The 19,117-nt window shown below is 70.3% G+C and carries 14 protein-coding genes and 1 tRNA gene; 6 read left to right on the plus strand and 9 right to left on the minus strand.

What is annotated here, in order from left to right:
- Positions 1-20: 20 nt before the first annotated feature.
- From ASF21_RS00150 to ASF21_RS00165, 4 genes are read right to left on the minus strand one after another with little or no spacing between them, the layout of a single operon-like run.
- Positions 21-476 carry a hypothetical protein gene (locus ASF21_RS00150; protein WP_055765171.1) on the minus strand — a complete coding sequence of 152 codons (456 nt, stop codon included), beginning with the start codon at positions 474-476 and terminating at the stop codon, positions 21-23.
- Positions 477-483: 7 nt separating this feature from the next.
- Positions 484-1,119, minus strand: a complete 636-nt coding sequence (locus ASF21_RS00155) for a bacterial proteasome activator family protein (protein WP_082471119.1) — start codon at positions 1,117-1,119, stop codon at positions 484-486.
- A gap of 37 nt (positions 1,120-1,156) precedes the next feature.
- Entirely contained in the window at positions 1,157-1,759 is a 603-nt protein-coding gene (locus ASF21_RS00160; RefSeq protein ID WP_055765173.1) for a response regulator transcription factor, read from the minus strand.
- The gene (locus ASF21_RS00165; protein WP_162237494.1) at positions 1,756-3,087 is read right to left on the minus strand and encodes a sensor histidine kinase; all 1,332 of its coding nucleotides are present in this window, start codon (positions 3,085-3,087) and stop codon (positions 1,756-1,758) included. The genes ASF21_RS00160 and ASF21_RS00165 overlap by 4 nt, the downstream gene beginning before the upstream one ends.
- Before the next feature lie 113 nt (positions 3,088-3,200).
- Here ASF21_RS00165 and ASF21_RS00170 point away from each other — a divergent pair, with 113 nt between their 5' ends.
- Positions 3,201-4,187, plus strand: coding sequence for an ABC transporter ATP-binding protein (locus ASF21_RS00170; RefSeq protein ID WP_082471120.1), 987 nt, complete (start codon positions 3,201-3,203; stop codon positions 4,185-4,187).
- Between the two features lie 36 nt (positions 4,188-4,223).
- Positions 4,224-4,991 carry a hypothetical protein gene (locus ASF21_RS00175; RefSeq protein ID WP_055765179.1) on the plus strand — a complete coding sequence of 256 codons (768 nt, stop codon included), beginning with the start codon at positions 4,224-4,226 and terminating at the stop codon, positions 4,989-4,991.
- Positions 4,992-5,055: 64 nt separating this feature from the next.
- On the opposite strand, the gene ASF21_RS00180 is transcribed toward ASF21_RS00175, so the two are convergent.
- From ASF21_RS00180 to ASF21_RS00195, 4 genes are all read right to left on the minus strand, one after another.
- Entirely contained in the window at positions 5,056-5,265 is a 210-nt protein-coding gene (locus ASF21_RS00180; RefSeq protein WP_082471121.1) for a YbdD/YjiX family protein, read from the minus strand.
- A complete protein-coding gene (locus ASF21_RS00185) occupies positions 5,265-7,541 on the minus strand; it encodes a carbon starvation CstA family protein (protein WP_055765182.1) in 2,277 nt (758 codons plus the stop codon). The genes ASF21_RS00180 and ASF21_RS00185 overlap by 1 nt, the downstream gene beginning before the upstream one ends.
- A gap of 197 nt (positions 7,542-7,738) precedes the next feature.
- The gene (locus ASF21_RS00190; protein ID WP_055765186.1) at positions 7,739-7,963 is read right to left on the minus strand and encodes a hypothetical protein; all 225 of its coding nucleotides are present in this window, start codon (positions 7,961-7,963) and stop codon (positions 7,739-7,741) included.
- A gap of 121 nt (positions 7,964-8,084) precedes the next feature.
- Positions 8,085-9,059: an NAD(P)H-quinone oxidoreductase gene (locus tag ASF21_RS00195; protein WP_055765189.1), complete on the minus strand. Its 975-nt coding sequence runs from the start codon at positions 9,057-9,059 to the stop codon at positions 8,085-8,087.
- Between the two features lie 63 nt (positions 9,060-9,122).
- Here ASF21_RS00195 and ASF21_RS00200 point away from each other — a divergent pair.
- From ASF21_RS00200 to ASF21_RS00210, 3 genes are all read left to right on the plus strand, one after another.
- Positions 9,123-9,210, plus strand: a tRNA-Ser gene (locus ASF21_RS00200).
- Between the two features lie 164 nt (positions 9,211-9,374).
- Positions 9,375-9,905: a septum formation family protein gene (locus ASF21_RS00205; RefSeq protein WP_157365686.1), complete on the plus strand. Its 531-nt coding sequence runs from the start codon at positions 9,375-9,377 to the stop codon at positions 9,903-9,905.
- Between the two features lie 219 nt (positions 9,906-10,124).
- A complete protein-coding gene (locus ASF21_RS00210) occupies positions 10,125-14,642 on the plus strand; it encodes an ExeM/NucH family extracellular endonuclease (RefSeq protein WP_055765196.1) in 4,518 nt (1,505 codons plus the stop codon).
- Between the two features lie 142 nt (positions 14,643-14,784).
- On the opposite strand, the gene ASF21_RS00215 is transcribed toward ASF21_RS00210, so the two are convergent.
- Positions 14,785-16,899, minus strand: coding sequence for an FAD/NAD(P)-binding protein (locus ASF21_RS00215; protein WP_055765199.1), 2,115 nt, complete (start codon positions 16,897-16,899; stop codon positions 14,785-14,787).
- A gap of 90 nt (positions 16,900-16,989) precedes the next feature.
- Here ASF21_RS00215 and ASF21_RS00220 point away from each other — a divergent pair, with 90 nt between their 5' ends.
- Positions 16,990-19,086: a prolyl oligopeptidase family serine peptidase gene (locus tag ASF21_RS00220; RefSeq protein ID WP_055765202.1), complete on the plus strand. Its 2,097-nt coding sequence runs from the start codon at positions 16,990-16,992 to the stop codon at positions 19,084-19,086.
- Positions 19,087-19,117: the final 31 nt, after the last annotated feature.

The following is a 19,117-nucleotide window of genomic DNA, read 5'->3' on the forward strand; positions in this document are numbered from 1 at the left end:
AGTGCGGGGGGACGGACCGCCTAGCAACCGTCCGGCATCGACCGCTCGGCCTCCTCGACATCATCGGCCACCAATTGGGCCCGCCGGCGGACGTTGTCGAGGCCGGCGGACGCGACGCCCCACCGTTCGCCGTCGAGCCGTGTCATCGCGGCGGCCTCCGCCGTGGTCGCGAGCGTGTTGCCCGCCCTCGAGAGCGCCCGGTGCACCTGGAGCAGGGCGCCCGGGATGTCCAGGCCCGTGCTCGGGGAGGACGACTGCGCACGGACGCACACGGACCGCACCCGCGGCAGCATGGCGCCGAGCTCGTTGGCGACGGTGACCAGTTCGTTGTAGACGTCGTCGTCCTCGATGCCCTCGAGGATCTGGTGGTAACGGTCGAGGCCACGCCGGAAGCGATCGTGGGCGCGACGCCACACGCCCGTACCGAGTTCGGCGTCGTCCTTCCGTCCCTGCCGCGCCGCCGCGAAGAATGCCACCCAGGCGCTACAGGTACTGGCCGGGGCCGTGGGTGTCCGCGGACGCCTGGGCCGGGCGGGCGGGCGGGGTGCGGCGCGGCTCGCCGTCCTCCCCGACGACGACGCCGGGCGCGATCACCGTGCCGGGGGGGAGCTGTCGCAGCTGGAGGCGGGCGGCGAGCTGCTGGTTCGCCATCTGCTGCGCCGCGAGGGCCGCCTGGATCCCGTGGAACAGGCCCTCCAGCCAGCCCACGAGCTGCGCCTGCGCGACCCGCAGCTCAGCGTCGGTGGGCACCGAATCCTCGTCGAACGGCAGGTTGATGCGGTGGAGTTCCTCGACGAGCTCGGGTGCGAGACCGTCCTCGAGCTCCTTGACCGAACGCTCGTGGATGGACGCCAGCCGCGTGCGGCCGGCGTCGTCGAGGGGCGCGCTGCGGACCTCCTCGAGGAGCTGCTTGAGCATCGTGCCGATGCGCATGACCTTCGCCGGCTCGTCGACGAGCTCGGCGAGGGTCGCGGGACGTCCGTCCTGCGACCCCTGGGCACCCTGTGCAGCATCGAGCTGCTCCGGTGTGCCGATGGTGCCCGTCTGCGGCTCGTCCGGAGTGCCCGGACCGGTCGCGGGGGCGGTCCGGAAAGGGCCTGCGGGCTGCTGTTCCGTCATGACGCTATGCTCCCACAACCGTCGGGAGCCGGGCACGTCAGATCCAGCCTTGCTCCCATGCCCTGGCCGCGGCCGCGTGGCGCGACGGTGCGTCCAGCTTGGCCATCGCGGAGGAGACGTAGTTGCGCACCGTCCCGGGGGCCAGATGCAGCTCTCGGGCGATGGTCTGGAGGCTCGCTCCCTGGTGCCCGTGCCGGAGCACGTCGAGCTCGCGCGCCGTCAGGGGGCAGGACTCCCCCGTGAGCGCGCTCGCGGCGATGTCCGGGTCCACGTAGCGACGTCCGGCGGCGACATCGCGGATGACCTCGGCCAGCTGGTCCGCCGGCGTGGACTTCGGGACGAAGCCTGACACCCTGCTCGTCAGCGCCCGCCGCAGGACACCCGGCCGCGCGTGGCGCGTGACGATGACGACGCGCGTCGCGACACTCCGGAGGATCTCCTCCGCGGCGTAGATCCCGTCCGTGGGCGGCATCTCGAGGTCGAGCACGCAGACGTCCGGGACGTGCAGCTGCGCGAGCCGCACGGCATCCGTCCCGTTGTCGGCGCTCGCCACGACCTCGAGGTCCTCCTCCAGCCCGAGCAACGCCTCCAGCGCCCCGCGGATCAGGTGCTCGTCATCGGCGAGGACGATCCTGATCATGGCCGGCCCCGGTCGCCGGCCGTCGACGAGGGCGCCGGGACCGCCGTACCGGCGGGTGCTCCGGCCGCCGTCATCGCCGGAGCGGGAGCGGTACCGGCAGGTGCTTCGGCCGTCAGGACGAACGATCCGCCGTCGCCCCGGGCCGTGACGCGCCCGCCGATCGCCTCGAACCGGCGCCGCAACCCGTCGATCCCCGACCCGCCCGCACGACCACCGCCGGTACCGGGGACGCCGTCGTTCCGCACCACCAGGACGCGCCGGGCGTCGGAGCACTCCAGCCTCAGCTGCACCGCGCCTGCTTCGCTGTGCCGGAGGATGTTCGTCGTCGCCTCCCGGATGACCAGGCCGAAGAAGGTGCGGAGCTCGGCCGGCAACCCCTCGCCGTCGACGTCCACGGAGCAGGAGATCCCCGCCGCGCCGAGCACCTCCGCCGCGTTCGCCGCCTCGGCGGCCAGCGAGACCGCCCGGTAGCCGTGGACGAGGGCCCGGGTGTCCTCGAGCGCCGTCCGCGCGAGCTGCTGGGCCTCGGTGATCTGGACCCGCGCGGCTTCCGGATCGGTGTCGAGCAGGCGCCCGGCGAGCTCGGTCTTGAGGGCGATCACCTGGAGGTGGTGGCCCTGGATGTCGTGGAGGTCCGCGGCGAAGCGCAACCGCTCCTGCACGACCGCCAGCTCACCGGAGGTCCGGCGGCTGTCGTCGAGACGCACCACGATCTCCCACCACCAGATGCTCCCGACGAACAGCAGGGGGGTCATGAGTGCCCACAGCGCGACCGATGCGAACCCCCCGGTGTCCGCGACCGCGCTCTGCCCGCTGTTCCCGAGGAGCACGCCGAGCATCCCGTGCAGCACCAGGACGGGCACCGTGAGGGCGAGCACCCGGGTGCGCTCACGCCGGGTGACGACGACGGCCACCGCGTTCGAGGCGAACCAGAGCGGCAGGGCGGCCACCCACAGCGTGTGGGACTGCAGCAGCCCGAGCACGTACAGCGCCCCCGCGGGGAGGAGGAGCCACAGCGTGTACCTCCGGGCGGGAAGCCCCCCGCCCAACCCGTTGCGGAAGAACCAGCAGTAGCGCACGAGAGCAGCGAGGGAGGTGACGGCGAGCAGGACCAGCGCGACATCGAGGAACTGCAGGCCGTAGGAACCGCCGCTGAGGAGCAGGAGGGTGTTCACGAGGCCGACGACGACGACGTAGAACACGATCGAGGCGATCGTGTACCGCCAGGTGGCGCGAACCCCGCGGCCCGCTTCCAGGGCCGTCACCACCGCGTCGACCGCCTCCGTCCCCTCGTCCGGGGGACGTGATCGATCCGTGAAGAGCGCCATGCCGTCCATCGTAGGACCATGACATCTGTCATGGTCCGGGCGTGCGGACCTGCACGGGCACGCGTGACGCCCGGGCACTGACCCTGCCGCCCCGGGCTCGGAAGGATGGAGGAATGACCACGACTCCCAGCTCCCAGTCCACGTCCACCCGGGCCGTCGAACCCGACACCATCGCGGTCGCCGCCTCGGGCCTGCGCTGCTCCTACGGTTCGTATGAGGCCGTCCACGGGATCGACCTCAGTATCCGCAACGGCGAGTTCTTCGCCCTCCTCGGGACCAACGGTGCCGGGAAGACGACGACGATGGAGACCCTCGAGGGGCACCGCCCGGCGAGCTCGGGGACCGTCTCCGTCCTCGGTGGTGACCCGTACCGCGACAAGGCGTCGATCCGGCCACGCATCGGCATCATGCTGCAGGAGGCCGGCTTCGCGGACGACCTCACGGTCGAGGAGACGTGCCGGCTCTGGCTCCGCCTCTCCTCCGCCGATCCGCGGGGCCGCGACGCCGCCGAGGTGATCACCCACGGCCTCGACGTGCTGGACCTGGCCGGCAAGGCCTCCACCCGGGTGAAGATGCTCTCCGGCGGCCAGCGCCGTCGCCTCGACCTGCTGCTCGCCACGGCCGCCGAACCGGACCTCCTGTTCCTCGACGAGCCCACTACGGGCCTGGACCCCGAGTCCCGCGAGCGCACGTGGGACCTGGTCAGCGCACTCAATGACGACGGGACCACCGTGGTGCTCACCACCCACTACCTCGAGGAGGCGGAGATGTACGCGGACCGCCTGGCGATCATGCACGACGGCGCGATCGCCGTCGAGGGAACGCTCGCCGACGTACTGGCCCGCGAACCCGCGGTCATCGCCTTCGAGGTCGACGCCGCGGTCGACGTCCTGCCGCTGTCGGCCCTCGGCCTGGAGCCGGACTTCACCCCGACACCGTCCACCACCCGGGTGACCCTGCCCACGGGGGACCTGCAGGGCGATCTCTGGAAAGTGCTGTCCTGGGCCGACTCGCACCGGCTGCACCTGGACCGTCTCTCCGCGTCGGAGGCCTCCCTCGCCGCTGTCTTCCGCCGGGTCAGCCTCGGCGCCTCCGCCTGATCCATCCCCTCCGATCCCCGACACCTGGAGACCTTCATGACCGCCCTCACCCCTGCCTCGACCCGGGGCCCGTCCGCCGCGCAGCGCGTGCTCGCGATCGCCCTCATGGAACTGCGGATCATCGTCCGCAACAAGACCGTGCTGACCGGCGCGGTGATCATGCCCGTCGGCATGGCCGTCTACCTGTACTTCATCGGCGCCGACCAGCTCGCCGAGCCGTCCGGCGCGGCCGTCCTGGGAGGTCTGACCCTCATGCTCGTGGCCCTGCTCGGTGTCTACCTGACAGCGACCACCACGCTCGCCACCCGGAGGCAGGAGCTCTTCCTCAAGCGCCTGCGGAGCGGGGAGTCCTCGGACACGGTCATCTGGCTGGGCATGCTCACGCCCATCGTCGTGCTCGTCGCGGCGCAGCTCGCGGTGATCACGGCGGGCTTCGGGATCGCCGGTGTCGAGGCGCCGGCCCAACCGCTCGTCGTCCTCGGCGCTGTCCTCGGATTCCTGGCCCTGTGCGCCACGGCCGGCATGCTCACGAGCATCTACACGCCGTCGGCGGCGGCCGCGCAGATCACCACCCTGCCGTTCATCGCCGCCGTGGTCGGCTCGTTCTTCTGGACCGCCTTCGACGACGGCTTCGAGTTCGCCTCACGCCTCACCCCGGGCGGGGCCCTGCAGAACCTGCTCATGACCGGCTGGGGCGTCGAGCCCCTCGGTGCGTCCACGGCAGGTGCCGCCGTCGTGCTCCTCGCCTGGACCGTGCTGCCCTACCAGGTGGCCGCCCGGCGCTTCCGCTGGGAGAAGCGCTGAGCCCCGGACACGGTGAAGCCCGGTCCTCGCGGAGGACCGGGCTTCATCGGTGGAACGGGTGTCGCTAGCAGCAGCGCCCTTCGGGGTTGGCATCCTGCCGGTCGGTCCGGTCCCGCCAGAACTCGCGCTCCGTCATCGGGTCGCCGCCCGCGTGGGAGCGCTCGTAGTGGTCGAGGTACGTCTGGTACGCGTTCTCGCCCATCACGCCCTTGAACAGCCAGGCCAGTTCCCGGGCGGTGTCACGCGCCCGGTGCAGGACATCGGGGACGGTCATCAGTGGCCCGACCGGGCGGGCCGCTTGCCGGGTTCGAGGGCGGACCACTGCGCCTCGAGGTCCTTCTCGGCCGGCGTGGCCACGAGGCCCGCCGGAGCGAAGATGCGCGACGCCGTCGGGGCGTCCTCGGCCCCCGGGCCACCGCCCTGGCGGTAGGCCTTGATCGTCGCGAGGATCGCCGTGGCGATCACGATGATCGAGAGCACCACGAACACGATGGAGAGCGTGCCCTGGATGAAGGTGTTGCGGACCACCGCCTCCATGGCGGCGACGGTCTTCGCGGTCCCGAAGCTCTCCTCGCCCGCGTCGAGGGCGTTCCTGAAGGCCGTGTGCTGCGCCCAGTACCCGATGGCCGGGGTGGGCGAGAAGATCTTCAGGAACGACGCCGTGATGGTCACGACGGCGGCGAAGGCCAGCGGGAGCGCGGGGATCCAGAGGAACTTGAAGAGCCCGCGCTTGGCGCAGATGGCCATGCAGACCGCGAGCGCGATCGCCGCGAGGAGCTGGTTCGCGATGCCGAACAGTGGGAAGAGCGTGTTGATGCCGCCGAGCGGATCGGTGACGCCCATGATGAGGATCGCCCCCCAGCCGGCCACCATGATGGCGGTGCAGATCCACGCGCCGGTCCGCCACGAGGTGTCGCGGAAGCGGGGCACGAAGTTGCCGATGCTGTCCTGCAGCATGAAACGGGCCACGCGGGTCCCGGCGTCGACCGCCGTGAGGATGAACAGCGCCTCGAACATGATGGCGAAGTGGTACCAGAACGCCATCATGCCCGCGCCGCCGAAGACGCCCTGCATGATCTGGGCGATCCCGACGGCGAGGGTCGGAGCGCCGCCGGTGCGGGACACGATCGACTCCTCGCCGACGTTCGTCGCCATGGTGCTGAGCGCCTCCTGCGTCAGGTTGACGCCGGTGAGTCCGAGCCCGTTGACGAACGCGACGGCACCCTCGATGGTGCCGCCCGTCGCAGCGGCCGAGGAGTTCATCGCGAAGTAAATGCCGCGGTCGATCGACAGGGCTGCGACGAGCGCCATGATGGCCACGAAGGACTCCATGAGCATGCCGCCGTACCCGATGAAGCGTGTCTGGCGCTCCTTCTCGATCATCTTCGGCGTGGTGCCGGACGCGATCAGCGCGTGGAACCCGGAGAGGGCGCCGCAGGCGATGGTGACGAAGAGGAACGGGAAGAGCGTTCCGGCGACCACGGGGCCCGCGCCGGTGGTGGCGTACTCCGTGACGGCAGGGACGCTGATCTCGGGGCGGGTGACGACGATCGCGACGGCGAGCATGACGATCGTGCCGATCTTCATGAAGGTCGAGAGGTAGTCGCGCGGTGCGAGCAGGAGCCAGACGGGCAGGACCGCGGCGATGAAGCCGTAGATGATGATGCCCCAGGCGATGGTGATGCGGTCCAGCGTGAAGAGCTCGACGCCCCAGGCGGTCTCCGAGATCCAGCCGCCGCCGATGATCGCGAGCAGGAGCAGGACGAAGCCGATCAGGGACACCTCGGTGACCTTGCCGGGCCTCAGGTAGCGCAGGTAGACACCCATGAAGAGGGCGATCGGGATGGTCATCGAGACGGAGAAGACGCCCCAGGGGCTCTCGCCGAGGGCGTTGACGACGACGAGCGCCAGGATCGCGACGATGATGATCATGATGGTGAGGGTCGCGACGAGCGCCGCCGTCCCGCCGATGACGCCCAGTTCCTCCCGGGCCATCTGGCCGAGCGACCGGCCGCCGCGGCGCATGGAGAAGAACATCACGAGGTAGTCCTGGACGGCGCCGGCGAAGATGACGCCGATGATGATCCAGAGCGTGCCGGGCAGGTAGCCCATCTGCGCGGCCAGCACGGGTCCTACCAGGGGCCCGGCACCGGCGATGGCGGCGAAGTGGTGCCCGAACAGGACGCGGCGGTCGGTGGCGGCGTAGTCCTTGCCGTCGGCCTTGTACTCCGCCGGAGTCGCCCGGCGGTCGTCCGGCTTCAGCAGGTTGCGCTCGATGAACTTCGAGTAGAACCGATAGGCGATCAGGTAGGTGCAGACCGCCGCGAACACGAACCAGATGGCGTTCACGGTCTCGCCGCGCACGATGGCGAGGATGGTCCAGGAGACACCACCGAGGAGGGCGATGCCCACCCACAGCGCGATCTTCGCCGGTGTCCACCGGCGGTCCTCTGCTTCGGCCTGCTCCGGGTCGACGGCGACCGGCGGCAGGTCCGGATTCGTCACCAGCACGTCGGCGTGCCGGTGGGATCCGCTCTGCTTGTTACTCATGATGCTCCTCGAGTGCGAGAGTGTGGTGCACACGAAGGTAGCAACGTAGTGAGGCGTGCGTCACATGGCAAGCCTGCCGTCGGGCGGCGAGCGCCGAACGCGCGTGGGTGTGCGCCGAACGGCTCGGCGGCGGCCCGGCCGCTCCCGTGCTTCCACCCATGGGCGGGACCACGCGAGCGGCTGCCACTGCTCAGGTCCTACCGGCGCGCGTCGTCCCGCGCCGCAGGGGGTTCGTCGTCGTCGTTCGCGTTGAGGCCCTCGCTGATGCTCGAGTGCGTCCTCGTGCGCCCGTCCGCCGGCTCGTCCGCGTCGTCGGTGGGACCGTTGTCGACGCCGTCGGGCACCTGGTCGCCGAGGTTCTCGGCGAAGCTGTCGGCCGCCTGCTCCAGCCCGCCCTCGTGCCCGTCTCCGCTCGTACCCATGGCAGTGCTCCTTCCGTCGGTCGTCGATCCAGCCTCGCACAGCGCCGGCCGAATCGGAAGCATGCTGATGATCGTGCTGCGCCGACCCACTTCGTGCGCTCCACCGGCGCCTGCGCAGCTCCTACCCGAGCGCCAGCAGGACCTTCCCCGTGTGCTCGCCCGAGTCGAAGTAGGCGTGGGCCTGCGCCACCTCGGCGAGCGGGAAGATCCGGTCGACGAACGGCTTGACCGCACCCGAGGAGACCAGCGGCCAGACGTTCTCCTCGACGGCCGCCATGATCATCGCCTTCTCCTCCGCCGGCCGGGCCCGCAGGGTGGTCCCCGCGACACTCGCGCGCTTGCCCATGAGCATGCCGAGGTCCAGCCCGGCCGTCGAGCCACCCTGCAGCCCGATGACCACCAGCCGTCCGCCCGTGGCCAGCGCCTCGAGGTTGCGCGACAGGTACTTCGCCCCGACGACGTCGAGGATCACGTCCACGCCCCGACCGCCCGTCGCGGCGAGGACCTCCGCCACGAAGTCCTGCCTCCGGTAGTCGATGAGGGTCCGCACCCCGAGGCCCCGGGCGACGTCGAGCTTGGCCGGCGACCCGGCGGTCACGTGGGGCACGGCCCCGAGGGCCAGGGCCACCTGGATCGCCATGACGCCGATCCCTCCGGATGCGCCGTGGATGAGGACGTGCTCGCCCCTGCGCAGGCCGGCCTGCAGCACGAGGTTCGACCAGACGGTCGCTGCGGTCTCGGGCAAGCCGGCGGCGTGGGTGAGGTCCACCCCCTTCGGCGCGCGCACCACCTGACCGGCGGGCACCGCCACCCGTTCGGCGTAGCCCCCACCCGAGAGGAGCGCGACGACGGCCTCCCCTCGCGCGAGATCCGAGGTCCCCGGCTCGGCGATCCGCCCGGACACCTCGAGGCCGGGCACGGTGGACGCGCCGGGAGGTGGCGGGTACAGCCCGCGCCGCTGCTGGACGTCGGCCCGGTTGAGCCCGGCGGCGACGACGTCGATCAGGACCTCGCCATCGCCCGCCACGGGGTCCTGGACCTCCTGCACGGACAGCACCTCCGGCCCTCCGGCACCCTCGATCACCACTGCGCGCATGCCCGGCTCTCCCGTCCCTCGATGGTTGGGCGTCCCACGCCCTTTCGTGAAACACTATCGGCGGGAAGGTTGTCCGAGCGGCCGAAGGAGCTGGTCTTGAAAACCAGTGGGCGGTCACCCCGTCTCAAGGGTTCGAATCCCTTACCTTCCGCTCCCGAGGAGGCTCCGCAGTGCGGGGCCTCCTCTTCTCGTGGTCGACGTGCCGGATCCACGTCCGTTGGTCCGCCCGGATCGTGGTGCGGTCCGTCGCCGTCCGGTACTGTCCCGAGGAGCAACAGCCGTGCCGCGGTGGACGCGGCTGACGACGGGGTCTCGATGCGTACTGGGAACATCAGTGGAACGGACGAGCGCCGGAGCGCCGGGTCGGTCAGGCGCCGTGCGGTGGCCGCCTCGCTCCTGGCCCTGATGGCGTCCTCGGGGTGCAGCCTCCTGCCGACCCCGGAGCCGGACCGGGACGCCCAGGGCACGGTCACCGCCGAGGCGGGGACGGACGCGCTCCCGATCGCCGTGGGCGACTGCATCGACGACCCGGGCATGACCGACGTCTCCGACATCACCGTCCTGCCGTGCGCGGAGCCGCACACGTTCGAAGCCTTCGCGACGACCACCATGCCCGACGGCGACTACCCCGGCGAGGCCGCCGCGAACACCGCGGCGGGCGAGTTCTGCGCCGGCGAGTTCACGGGGTTCGTGGGTGTGGAGCACGACGCCTCCGTGCTCGAGCTGCTCGTCTTCTACCCGGTGGAGGAACGCTGGGATACCGAGGCGGACCGCCGGATCCTCTGCTTCGTCGCCGAAGCCGGCGAGACCCCTGTGACCGGTTCGCTAGAGAACGCCGGCCGATAGGCCCCTTTCGTCCACGGATCACCGCCATTGGCACCCGTTCTTCCGGTGCCACTGGCTTTTTGGTAACCCATTGTTAACGATGTTCTGGTTGGCTACTCCCGGGGATAGGAATGTCACCTGCGTCACATATGGTGCACATGCCAACGCGCCCACCCCTCCAGCGGGTCGGCGGGCTTCACTCGCGGCCGTCACGGCCATCGTCAAGGAGAGTACGAACGAATGGGTAATTCGTCATGGAAGGGAGCGCTCGGTGCGGCGCTGTCGGTAGGGCTCATGGCCTCGCCGATGATCGCACTGCCGGCGAGCGCGGTGGAGACACCGCCGGCCACCGCGTCCGTCACAGGAGACGGCGTCATCATCAACGAGGCCTATGTCTCGGGTGGGTCCGCCGGGACGCCGTTCACCAACAAGTTCGTGGAGCTCTACAACCCGACCGACGCGCCGGTGAGCCTCGACGGCTGGTCGCTGCAGTACCGCGGAGCGACGTCCACCGCCGCCCCTACGGCCACCGCACTCCGGGGCACCATCCCGGCGAAGGGCTACTTCCTGGTCCAGGGAGGCAGCAACGGCACGGCCGGAGCAGCACTCCCGACTCCCGACCTCACCGCGCCCGGCCTCAACGTCGGAGCGCCCGGTGGCGTGATCGTCCTGTCGAACCAGGCCGCCACCGTCGGCGACCTGCCGTCCGGCAGCATCGTCGGAACGCCCGGCGTCGTCGACGCGCTCGGCTACGGCAGCGCGAACGCCTTCGAGGGTTCGGTCGCCACCACGCCCGGTTCCGGCAGCACCAGGTCCACCGCCCGCACCGCGTTCTCCGACACGGATGTCAACGGCGCCGACTTCAGCCTCCAGGAGGCCACGCCCACCAGCAGCGCCGCCACCCCGGGCGGCCCGACCCCCACGCCGACACCCACGCCGACGCCGACCCCGACGCCGGGCGTCGTCACGCCCATCCGCGACATCCAGGGAACGGGCAGCGCGACGCCGCTCTCCGGCCAGACCGTCACCACACGCGGCAAGGTCACCGCGGCGTACCCCACGGGCGGATTCGCCGGGTTCTACCTCCAGACCGCGGGAAGCTCGGCGACAGCCGACCAGACCGCCTCGGACGCCGTCTTCGTCTACTCCCCCGCGACGGTCGCCTCCGTCGCCGTGGGTGACTACGTGGAGGTCACCGGGACCGCCGGTGAATTCGCGGGCCTGACGCAGATCACCGTCGCGGCCGGCGGCACCACCGAGCTCACCGAAGCGGCCGAGGAGCCCAAGGCCTCCGCCATCGCACTGCCTGCCACCGAGACTGCGCGTGAGGCAGTCGAGGGCATGCTCCTCCAGCCCGCCGACACCTTCACCGTCGCCGACAACTACACGCTCAACCAGTACGGCGAGGTCACCCTCGCCGCCGGTACGGAGCGCCTCCTCCAGCCGACCGATGTCGCCCGCCCCGGTACGCCCGAGAACACGGCGGTCATCGCCGACAACGCGGCGCGCGGCATCCGGCTCGACGACGGCGCGTCGACGAACTTCTTCGCGCAGGCGAACCGCGGCAAGGTGCTCCCGTACCTCACCACCGCGCAGTCCGTCCGCGTGGGCTCCACCGCGCAGTTCACCTCGCCGGTGGTCCTCGACTACCGCAACAGTGCCTGGAAGTTCCAGCCTCTCGCCGAGCTCGACGGCGCCAACCCCGGTGGCGTCCAGCCCGTGCAGTTCACGGGCGAGCGCCCGGCGGCACCGGCCGAGGTCGGTGGAGACGTGAAAATCGCGTCCTTCAACGTCCTCAACTACTTCCCGACCACCGGTGACGACCTCGCCGGCTGCACCTTCTTCACCGACCGCGCCGGCAACCCGATCACCATCAACGGTGGCTGCGACGCCCGTGGCGCGGCGGACAAGGAGAACTTCGAGCGCCAGGAGGCGAAGATCGTCGCGGCGATCACCGCCCTCGACGCCGACGTCGTGACCCTCATGGAGATCGAGAACTCCGCCAAGTTCGGCAAGGACCGCGACGCCGCGCTGGCCACCCTCGTGGAGGCACTGAACGAGAAGGCGCCGGGCACGTGGGACTACGTCCGCTCCCCTGCGGCCGTCCCGGCCCTCGCGGACGAGGACGTCATCCGCACCGCCCTCATCTACAAGAAGGCCGTCGCGGAGCCGGTCGGCGAATCCGTCATCCTCGACGACGACGTCGCGTTCTCGAATGCGCGGAAGCCGCTCGCCCAGGCCTTCAAGCCTGTCGGCGGCTCCGGCGCCGAGACGTTCGTCGCGATCGTCAACCACTTCAAGTCGAAGGGCTCCGGACCCAGTTCGGGCGCGGACGCCGACAGCGGCGACGGCCAGGGCGCCTGGAACGCGGCTCGCGTCGCCCAGGCACGCGCCCTCGTGGCCTTCGCGGACTCGGTGAAGGCCACGGCGAAGACCGACCGCGTGTTCCTCACGGGCGACTTCAACTCGTACACGCAGGAGGACCCCATGCAGGTCCTCTACGAGGCGGGCTACGTCAACCAGGGCGAGAAGGACGGGAACTACTCCTACGTCTTCTCCGGCCTGAGCGGCTCCCTCGACCACATCTTGGCCTCTCCCGCGGTCGATGCCACGGTCTCCGGCGTGGACACCTGGAACATCAACTCGGTGGAGTCCGTCGCGCTGGAGTACAGCCGGTTCAACAACAACGTCACCGACTACTACGTGGCGGATCCGTACCGCGCCAGCGACCACGATCCCGTGATCGTCGGATTCGACCTCGCCGCCGCGGACACGACCACGGACGTCAACCTCCTCAACATCAACGACTTCCACGGCCGCATCGATGCCAACACCGTGCGGTTCGCGGGCACTGTCGAGAAGCTCCGCGCCGAGTTCGGCGAGGACGGCACCGCGTTCCTGTCCGCAGGTGACAACATCGGCGCTTCCCTCTTCGCCTCGTCCCTGCAGGACGACGAGCCCACCCTCGACGTCCTGAACGCCCTGGGCCTGGAGGCCTCGGCCGTGGGCAACCACGAGTTCGACAAGGGCTTCGACGACCTCACCGGTCGCGTCAGCGACTCTGCGGGCTTCCCCTACCTCGGCGCGAACGTCTACACCAAGGGCACCACCGATCCCGCGCTCGACGAATACACGATCATCGACGTCGACGGCATCGATGTCGCCGTGATCGGCGTCGTCACCGAGGAGACGGCGACGCTGGTCAGCCCGGGCGGCATCGAGAACGTCGACTTCGGCGATCCCGTGGCGGCCGTGAACCGCGTCGCTGCGCAGATCGAGGAGCAGGATCTCGCGGACGTCATCGTCGCCGAGTACCACGAGGGCGCCGGTGACGGTGTCGTCGAGGGTGCGACCATCGAGGAGGAGATCGCCGCGGGAGGCACCTTCGCCCGCATCGTGAACGAGACCACGCCCCTCGTGGACGCGATCTTCACCGGCCACACCCACAAGCAGTACGCGTGGGACGCTCCGGTCCCCGGTGCAACCGGGACCACCCGCCCCATCCTGCAGACCGGTTCCTACGGCGAATTCATCGGCCAGATCACCCTGACGGTGGACACCGCCACGGGAGACGTGCAGTCCTACACCGCCCGGAACGTCGCGCGCACCACGGACACCGACGCCACCCTCGTCAGTACCTTCCCGAGGGTCGCCGAGGTCAAGACCATCGTCGACGCGGCGCTCGCGCAGGCGGCGATCATCGGCAACCAGCCGGTCGGCTCGGTCACCCAGGACATCACGACGGCGTTCACGGGCACGACGCGTGACGATCGCGCCTCCGAGTCCACGCTGGGCAACCTGGTGGCCGACTCGCTCCGAGCGAGCCTCTCACCCGCCGAACGCGGCGGAGCGCAGATCGGCGTCGTCAACCCCGGCGGACTCCGCAATGAGCTCTACTTCGCACCGGACGGGGTCGTGACCTTCGCAGAGGCCAATGCGGTCCTGCCCTTCGTCAACGACCTCTGGACCACCACGCTCACGGGCGCGGAGTTCAAGGCCGTCCTCGAGCAGCAGTGGCAGCCGGAAGGTAGTTCACGCTCCTTCCTGGCGCTCGGCCTCTCGGACAACGTGAGCGTGACCTACGATCCGGCCCTTGCACGCGGCTCGCGGATCACCTCGGTCCTCGTCGACGGACAGCCGCTCGACCCGGCGAAGGACTACCGCATCGGTACCTTCAGCTTCCTCGCACAGGGCGGCGACAACTTCACCGCCTTCCGCGAGGGAGCCGACACGCGTGAGTCGGGCCTGGTGGACCGCGATGCCTGGATCGACTACATCCGTGCCAACAGTCCGCTGTCGCCGTCGTTCGATCGCCGCAGCGTCCAGGTCCAGGGAGCTCCGACCACGGTGAAGGCCGGCGCAGCCGTCTCCTTCGCCGTCTCGAAGCTGGACCTCACCTCGCTGGGCAGCCCGATCAACACCGCCCTCGCTGCGAGCTACGTTGCAGCGGACGGGACGAGCACCGAGCTCGGCACCTTCCCCGTCACCGGTGGGGGCGCCACGGTCGAGCTGACCATCCCGGCGGCGGCCGGCGGCCAGGGCCGCATCATCCTGACCGCAGCACCGAGCGGAACGACCGTCACCCTGCCGGTGACGGTGGAAGCTGTCGCCGAGCCCGAGGTCCCCGTCAAGCCGGGCAAGCCCGAGAAGCCCGTCAAGCCGGAGAAGCCGGTCAAGCCCGGTAAGCCCGAGAAGCCGGAAAAGCCCGTCAAGCCGGGCAAGCCGATCAAGCCCGAGAAGCCGGGCAAGCCTGCCTGACACGCTCCACCACGACTCCGGTCGTCCTGAAGGACGAGAGGGACCTCCACCGCCACGGTGGGGGTCCCTCTCCTGTGTCACGGGAAGCACTGAACCAGGGTCCGGCCCGTCGCAGCTCCGCTGACCAGGCGCTGCGCTCAGCTCAGGAGGAGGTGGATGCCGTACTCGAGGTATGGACTGCCGCGCCAGTGGCAGCAGAAGTGGCAGCAGAAGTGGCAGCGGAAGTGATGGCACCGGCGATCGCATCAGCATCCAGGAGCGTCCTGGCTCCCGCTCCGAGCGGGGCTCCGGCCTCGGCCGCGATGGCCGTGCCCCACTGGACCGATGCCAGCTGCAGCCCGATCACGAACAGGGATTCCTGCTCCCGTCCCGTGTTGTTCACGGCGCGGTACGGCGGTGCGGTGACGTCGAGTCCGGCGGAGGTCACCGGGACGCCGTCCTCCGCCATGAAGGTGCGTGGACGCACCGTCCCTTTCGCCAGCAGGTCCCGCATCAGCGGGGAGAGGCTCGTGGACACGCGGTTCGCCGGCATCATCGCCTCGACGAGGTAGCGGGCGGTGAACGCCTCCCCCCTCACCCAGGGCGAGGCCGCACGGAACAGTCCTTCGTCCGGGTCGAAGCCGAAAGCCGGGTTCGGCCCGACGAAGCGGACGATCCCCGCACGCACCAGCGCCGCAAGCTGCGCGATCCGCAGCGGCGGTGGCCCGCTCGCCAGCCCCTCCACGAGGGGCTCGAACCAGCCGCGCAACTCCGCGTTCCACGACGCACCGGAGATCCCGCCGTCGGCCACGGCCTCCTTGATCACCGACCGGCCCGCGTTCATCGCGCCGATCGCCATCTTGAGGGGATCGTCCTCGCCCCTGGCCGAGCCCGCAGCATCCTCGTCGAGATACGCCAGGACCGCCGCGGAGAATTCCTCGCCGTCGTCGAACCGACGTCCCGCGAAGGGATGCGCGAGGCTCTCGACGTCGATGCGTCGGTCCGCCGGAACGAGCGCGCCGATCGACGCCGCGGCCGCGGACTCCCACGCCGGGCCATCGAGCTTCAGCGCCGTGTCGAGCTCGCCGAGCAGCACCTCGGGCGTACCCGTCAGGCAGTGCGGTTCCACCCGGCAGAGCGTGGAGTAGTACGCCCAGAGGGTGTCGCGATGCAGCAGGGGCCAGAGGTCGTGGTCGAAGCCAGGCTGGATCCCGGATCGGCGGAAGGCCAGGACGCGTTCCACGGTGCAGAACCTCAGCCGGACGCTCCGAGGGATGTAGGACTCGAGGGACGCCTTGGCCCGGTAGGGCACACCCCGGCGGGACGCGGCCACGAGGCGTGGCTCCTTCCCGGACGGCGCGTACTCGAGCCGGCCGTCCCCGGCGCTCGAGAAACGGCCGCCCCTCCCCTCCGTCATCTGGATCATGGCGTCGAAGAAGTTGAGCCCCAGGCCCCGGATCAGGACGGTCTTGCCGGCGGGCAGCCGGTTCCACGCCACGTCGGCCGGTACGGCGGGCGGCCAGTACTGGAGACCGTGCCTGGCTGCCGCGTCCTGGAGCTTCTCCTGCTCGGGTGTCAGGGTCGCCGGGAGATGCCCGACGGCGAGCACCACGTCGTCGGCCCGGAGGACCTGGCCGTCGTCGAGCCCGATGTCCCACCCCTGCCCGGCTGCACGGTCTGCACGGTCTGCACGGTCTGCACGGTCTGCACGGTCTGCACGGTCTGCACGGTCTGCACGGTCTGCACGGTCTGCACGGTCTTCACGGTCTTCACGGTCTTCACGGTCTTCACGGTCGAGACTGACCGCCTCCTTGCGGTGATGGACGATCGAGACCCCGGAAGGGGCGAGGCGCACCACCTCGCCGAACACCCAGGCGAGGTACCGGCCGTAGAGGGCCCGGCTGGGGAAGCCACTGGAGGTGAGCGTCGTGCACTCCGTGCGATCGTCGACGGTCAGGCCACTGATCAGTCCATCCACGGCACGCCTGCGCCACGCATCGAAGGACAGTGCGACGGGTGGCGCCGCCATCCGGTCCGCGGCGTCGCCGACGGGCACCACGGTCGGGTACAGGCAGGGGGTGTTCATGAGGAACAGCCGGGACTGGTCCGTGCGCCAGATGTGGCCGGGCCCCGGATCATGGGGCTCGACGACATGGATGACGAGGTCCGGAGCAGCATCACCGCGATGCCGGTGACCCGCGACGAGCCGCTCCACCACCGACGTACCGCGGGGCCCGCCGCCGATGACGGCTACCTGCCGCGCCTCCCTGTTGTCCACGCGTCAAGAGTATCCAACGCGTCCGGCCGACCCCGCCGTACCCGCCGCCCGCGACGGCACCCCCTCCGGAGGCCTGCATAGGATGGGCGCATGACGCAGCCCACGGAGTCGTCCGCGACCACAGAGACCACCGATGACCCGTTCCTCTGGCTCGAGGACATCTACGGGGAGAGGCCGCTGGCCTGGGTGCGCGGCGAGAACGCAGTGACCGAGCAGGCCCTCGTGACGCCGGGCTTCGAGGACAGCGAGCAGCGCATCCTCGAGGTCCTCGACTCCACCGACCGGATCCCGATGGCCGGGAAGCACGGCGACTTCTACTACAACTTCTGGCGGGACGCCGAACACCGCCAGGGCGTCTGGCGCCGCACCACCTGGGAGAGCTACACCGCGGCGGACCCGGACTGGGACGTCCTCCTCGACGTCGACGCCCTGAGCGCGGCTGAAGGGACGGAATGGGTGTGGTCGGGCGCCCTGTTCCTCCGTCCCGAGGAGGGCAGGCCACACCGGAGGGTCCTCGTGGTCGTCTCACCCGACGGTGGGGACGCGGCCCGCTACCGTGAATTCGACCTCGGCACCCGCTCCTTCGTCGACGGCGGCTTCGACGTCCCGACGGCGAAGAGCCGCATCAGCTGGGCCGGACCGGATGCCCTCTACGTCGGCACGGACTTCGGCCCCGGCTCCATGACCTCCAGTTCCTACCCGCGCACGGTGCGGATCCTCAGCCGCGGGGAGGACCTCGCGAGGGCCGAGCCGTACTTCGAGGTGGACGAAGACCACATGGTGGCCATGGTGCTGCACGATCCGACCCCGGGCTTCGAGCGGGACCTCGCCGTGGACACCCTCGACTTCTACACCCGGCGCAGCTACCTCCGGGAGGACGGGGCCTGGCGGCTGATCGAGGTGCCGGAGGACGCCTCCATCTCGCTGCACCGCGAGTGGCTGGTGGTCCGCCCGCGCTCCGACTGGGCGGTCGAGGGCACCACGTTCGGTGCGGGCGCCCTGCTCGTCATCGGGTTGCGAACCTTCCTCGACGGCGATCGCTCCTTCGAGGTGGTCTTCGAGCCGGATTCCGCCACTTCCCTCCAGTCCTGGAGCTGGACCCGCAACCACCTGCTGCTCAACCTCCTGCACGACGTCTCGTCGGAGATCCGCATCCTCGACCCGTCGGACGGCTGGAAGGCGGAGCTGCTCGATGACTGTCCGCCGCTCCACTCCGTGGACGCCTATGCCGTCGACGACGAGGACGATCTCGCGGGTGACGACTACTGGCTCATCGCGACCGGGTTCCTGACGCCGTCGACCCTGTACCGGGGCACGATCGGAGGAGGGCACTCGGTGGTGAAGGCGTCGCCGTCCTCCTTCGACGAGGACCTCTTCACGGTCGAGCAGCATTTCGCGATCTCGAGCGACGGCACGCGCGTGCCCTACTTCCAGATCGCCGCACATGGCCTCCAACTCGACGGCGGCAATCCCACGCTGCTGTCCGGGTACGGGGGATTCGAGCACTCCCTGACCCCCGCCTACAGCGGCGTCATCGGGCGGGGCTGGCTCGAGCGGACGACGCCCGAGGGACGACACGGTGTCTACGTGCTGGCGAACATCCGCGGCGGTGGTGAATACGGGCCGCAGTGGCACCACGCCGCCCTCCACGCCGACCGTCATCGGGCCTATGAGGACTTCGCGGCCATCGCGGCCGACCTCGTGGAGCGCGGGGTGACCCGGCCCGCCCTCCTGGGCTGCACCGGCCGGAGCAACGGGGGGCTGCTGGTCGGCAACATGCTCACCACGTATCCCGAGCTGTTCGGTGCCATCTCCTGCGGCGTCCCGCTGCTGGACATGCGGCGCTACTCGAAGCTCTCCGCGGGCTACTCGTGGATCGCCGAGTACGGCGATCCGGACAAGCCCGAGGAGTGGGAGTACGTGCGGACCTTCTCGCCGTACCACCTCCTGCGTGACGACGTCGAGTACCCGAAGACGCTCATCTGGACGGCGACGAGCGATGACCGCGTCGGCCCGGTGCAGGCGCGCAAGATGGCCGCGAGGATGAAGGAGATGGGAATCGGGGACGTCTGGTTCCACGAAGCCCTCGAGGGCGGTCACGCCGGCGCCGCCGACAACCGCCAGGCGGCCCGGATGCACGCCCTGAGCTTCGAGTTCCTGTGGCGAGCGCTGACGGGCTCCCTCTGAGGGGATCGCCAGGACGGGATCGCTTCGAGCG

Source organism: Arthrobacter sp. Leaf234 (assembly GCF_001422665.1).
Taxonomy (GTDB): Bacteria; Actinomycetota; Actinomycetes; order Actinomycetales; family Micrococcaceae; genus Arthrobacter_D.

What these genes read in the sequence shown, in the direction of transcription:
- ASF21_RS00165 (WP_162237494.1), bottom strand. Translation starts at nt 3,087, where the DNA reads ATGGCGCTCTTCACGGATCGATCACGTCCCCCGGACGAGGGGACGGAG.
- ASF21_RS00210 (WP_055765196.1), top strand. Translation starts at nt 10,125, where the DNA reads ATGGGTAATTCGTCATGGAAGGGAGCGCTCGGTGCGGCGCTGTCGGTA.
- ASF21_RS00175 (WP_055765179.1), top strand. Translation starts at nt 4,224, where the DNA reads ATGACCGCCCTCACCCCTGCCTCGACCCGGGGCCCGTCCGCCGCGCAG.
- ASF21_RS00195 (WP_055765189.1), bottom strand. Translation starts at nt 9,059, where the DNA reads ATGCGCGCAGTGGTGATCGAGGGTGCCGGAGGGCCGGAGGTGCTGTCC.
- ASF21_RS00205 (WP_157365686.1), top strand. Translation starts at nt 9,375, where the DNA reads ATGCGTACTGGGAACATCAGTGGAACGGACGAGCGCCGGAGCGCCGGG.
- ASF21_RS00170 (WP_082471120.1), top strand. Translation starts at nt 3,201, where the DNA reads ATGACCACGACTCCCAGCTCCCAGTCCACGTCCACCCGGGCCGTCGAA.
- ASF21_RS00190 (WP_055765186.1), bottom strand. Translation starts at nt 7,963, where the DNA reads ATGGGTACGAGCGGAGACGGGCACGAGGGCGGGCTGGAGCAGGCGGCC.
- ASF21_RS00185 (WP_055765182.1), bottom strand. Translation starts at nt 7,541, where the DNA reads ATGAGTAACAAGCAGAGCGGATCCCACCGGCACGCCGACGTGCTGGTG.
- ASF21_RS00160 (WP_055765173.1), bottom strand. Translation starts at nt 1,759, where the DNA reads ATGATCAGGATCGTCCTCGCCGATGACGAGCACCTGATCCGCGGGGCG.
- ASF21_RS00180 (WP_082471121.1), bottom strand. Translation starts at nt 5,265, where the DNA reads ATGACCGTCCCCGATGTCCTGCACCGGGCGCGTGACACCGCCCGGGAA.
- ASF21_RS00220 (WP_055765202.1), top strand. Translation starts at nt 16,990, where the DNA reads ATGACGCAGCCCACGGAGTCGTCCGCGACCACAGAGACCACCGATGAC.
- ASF21_RS00155 (WP_082471119.1), bottom strand. Translation starts at nt 1,119, where the DNA reads ATGACGGAACAGCAGCCCGCAGGCCCTTTCCGGACCGCCCCCGCGACC.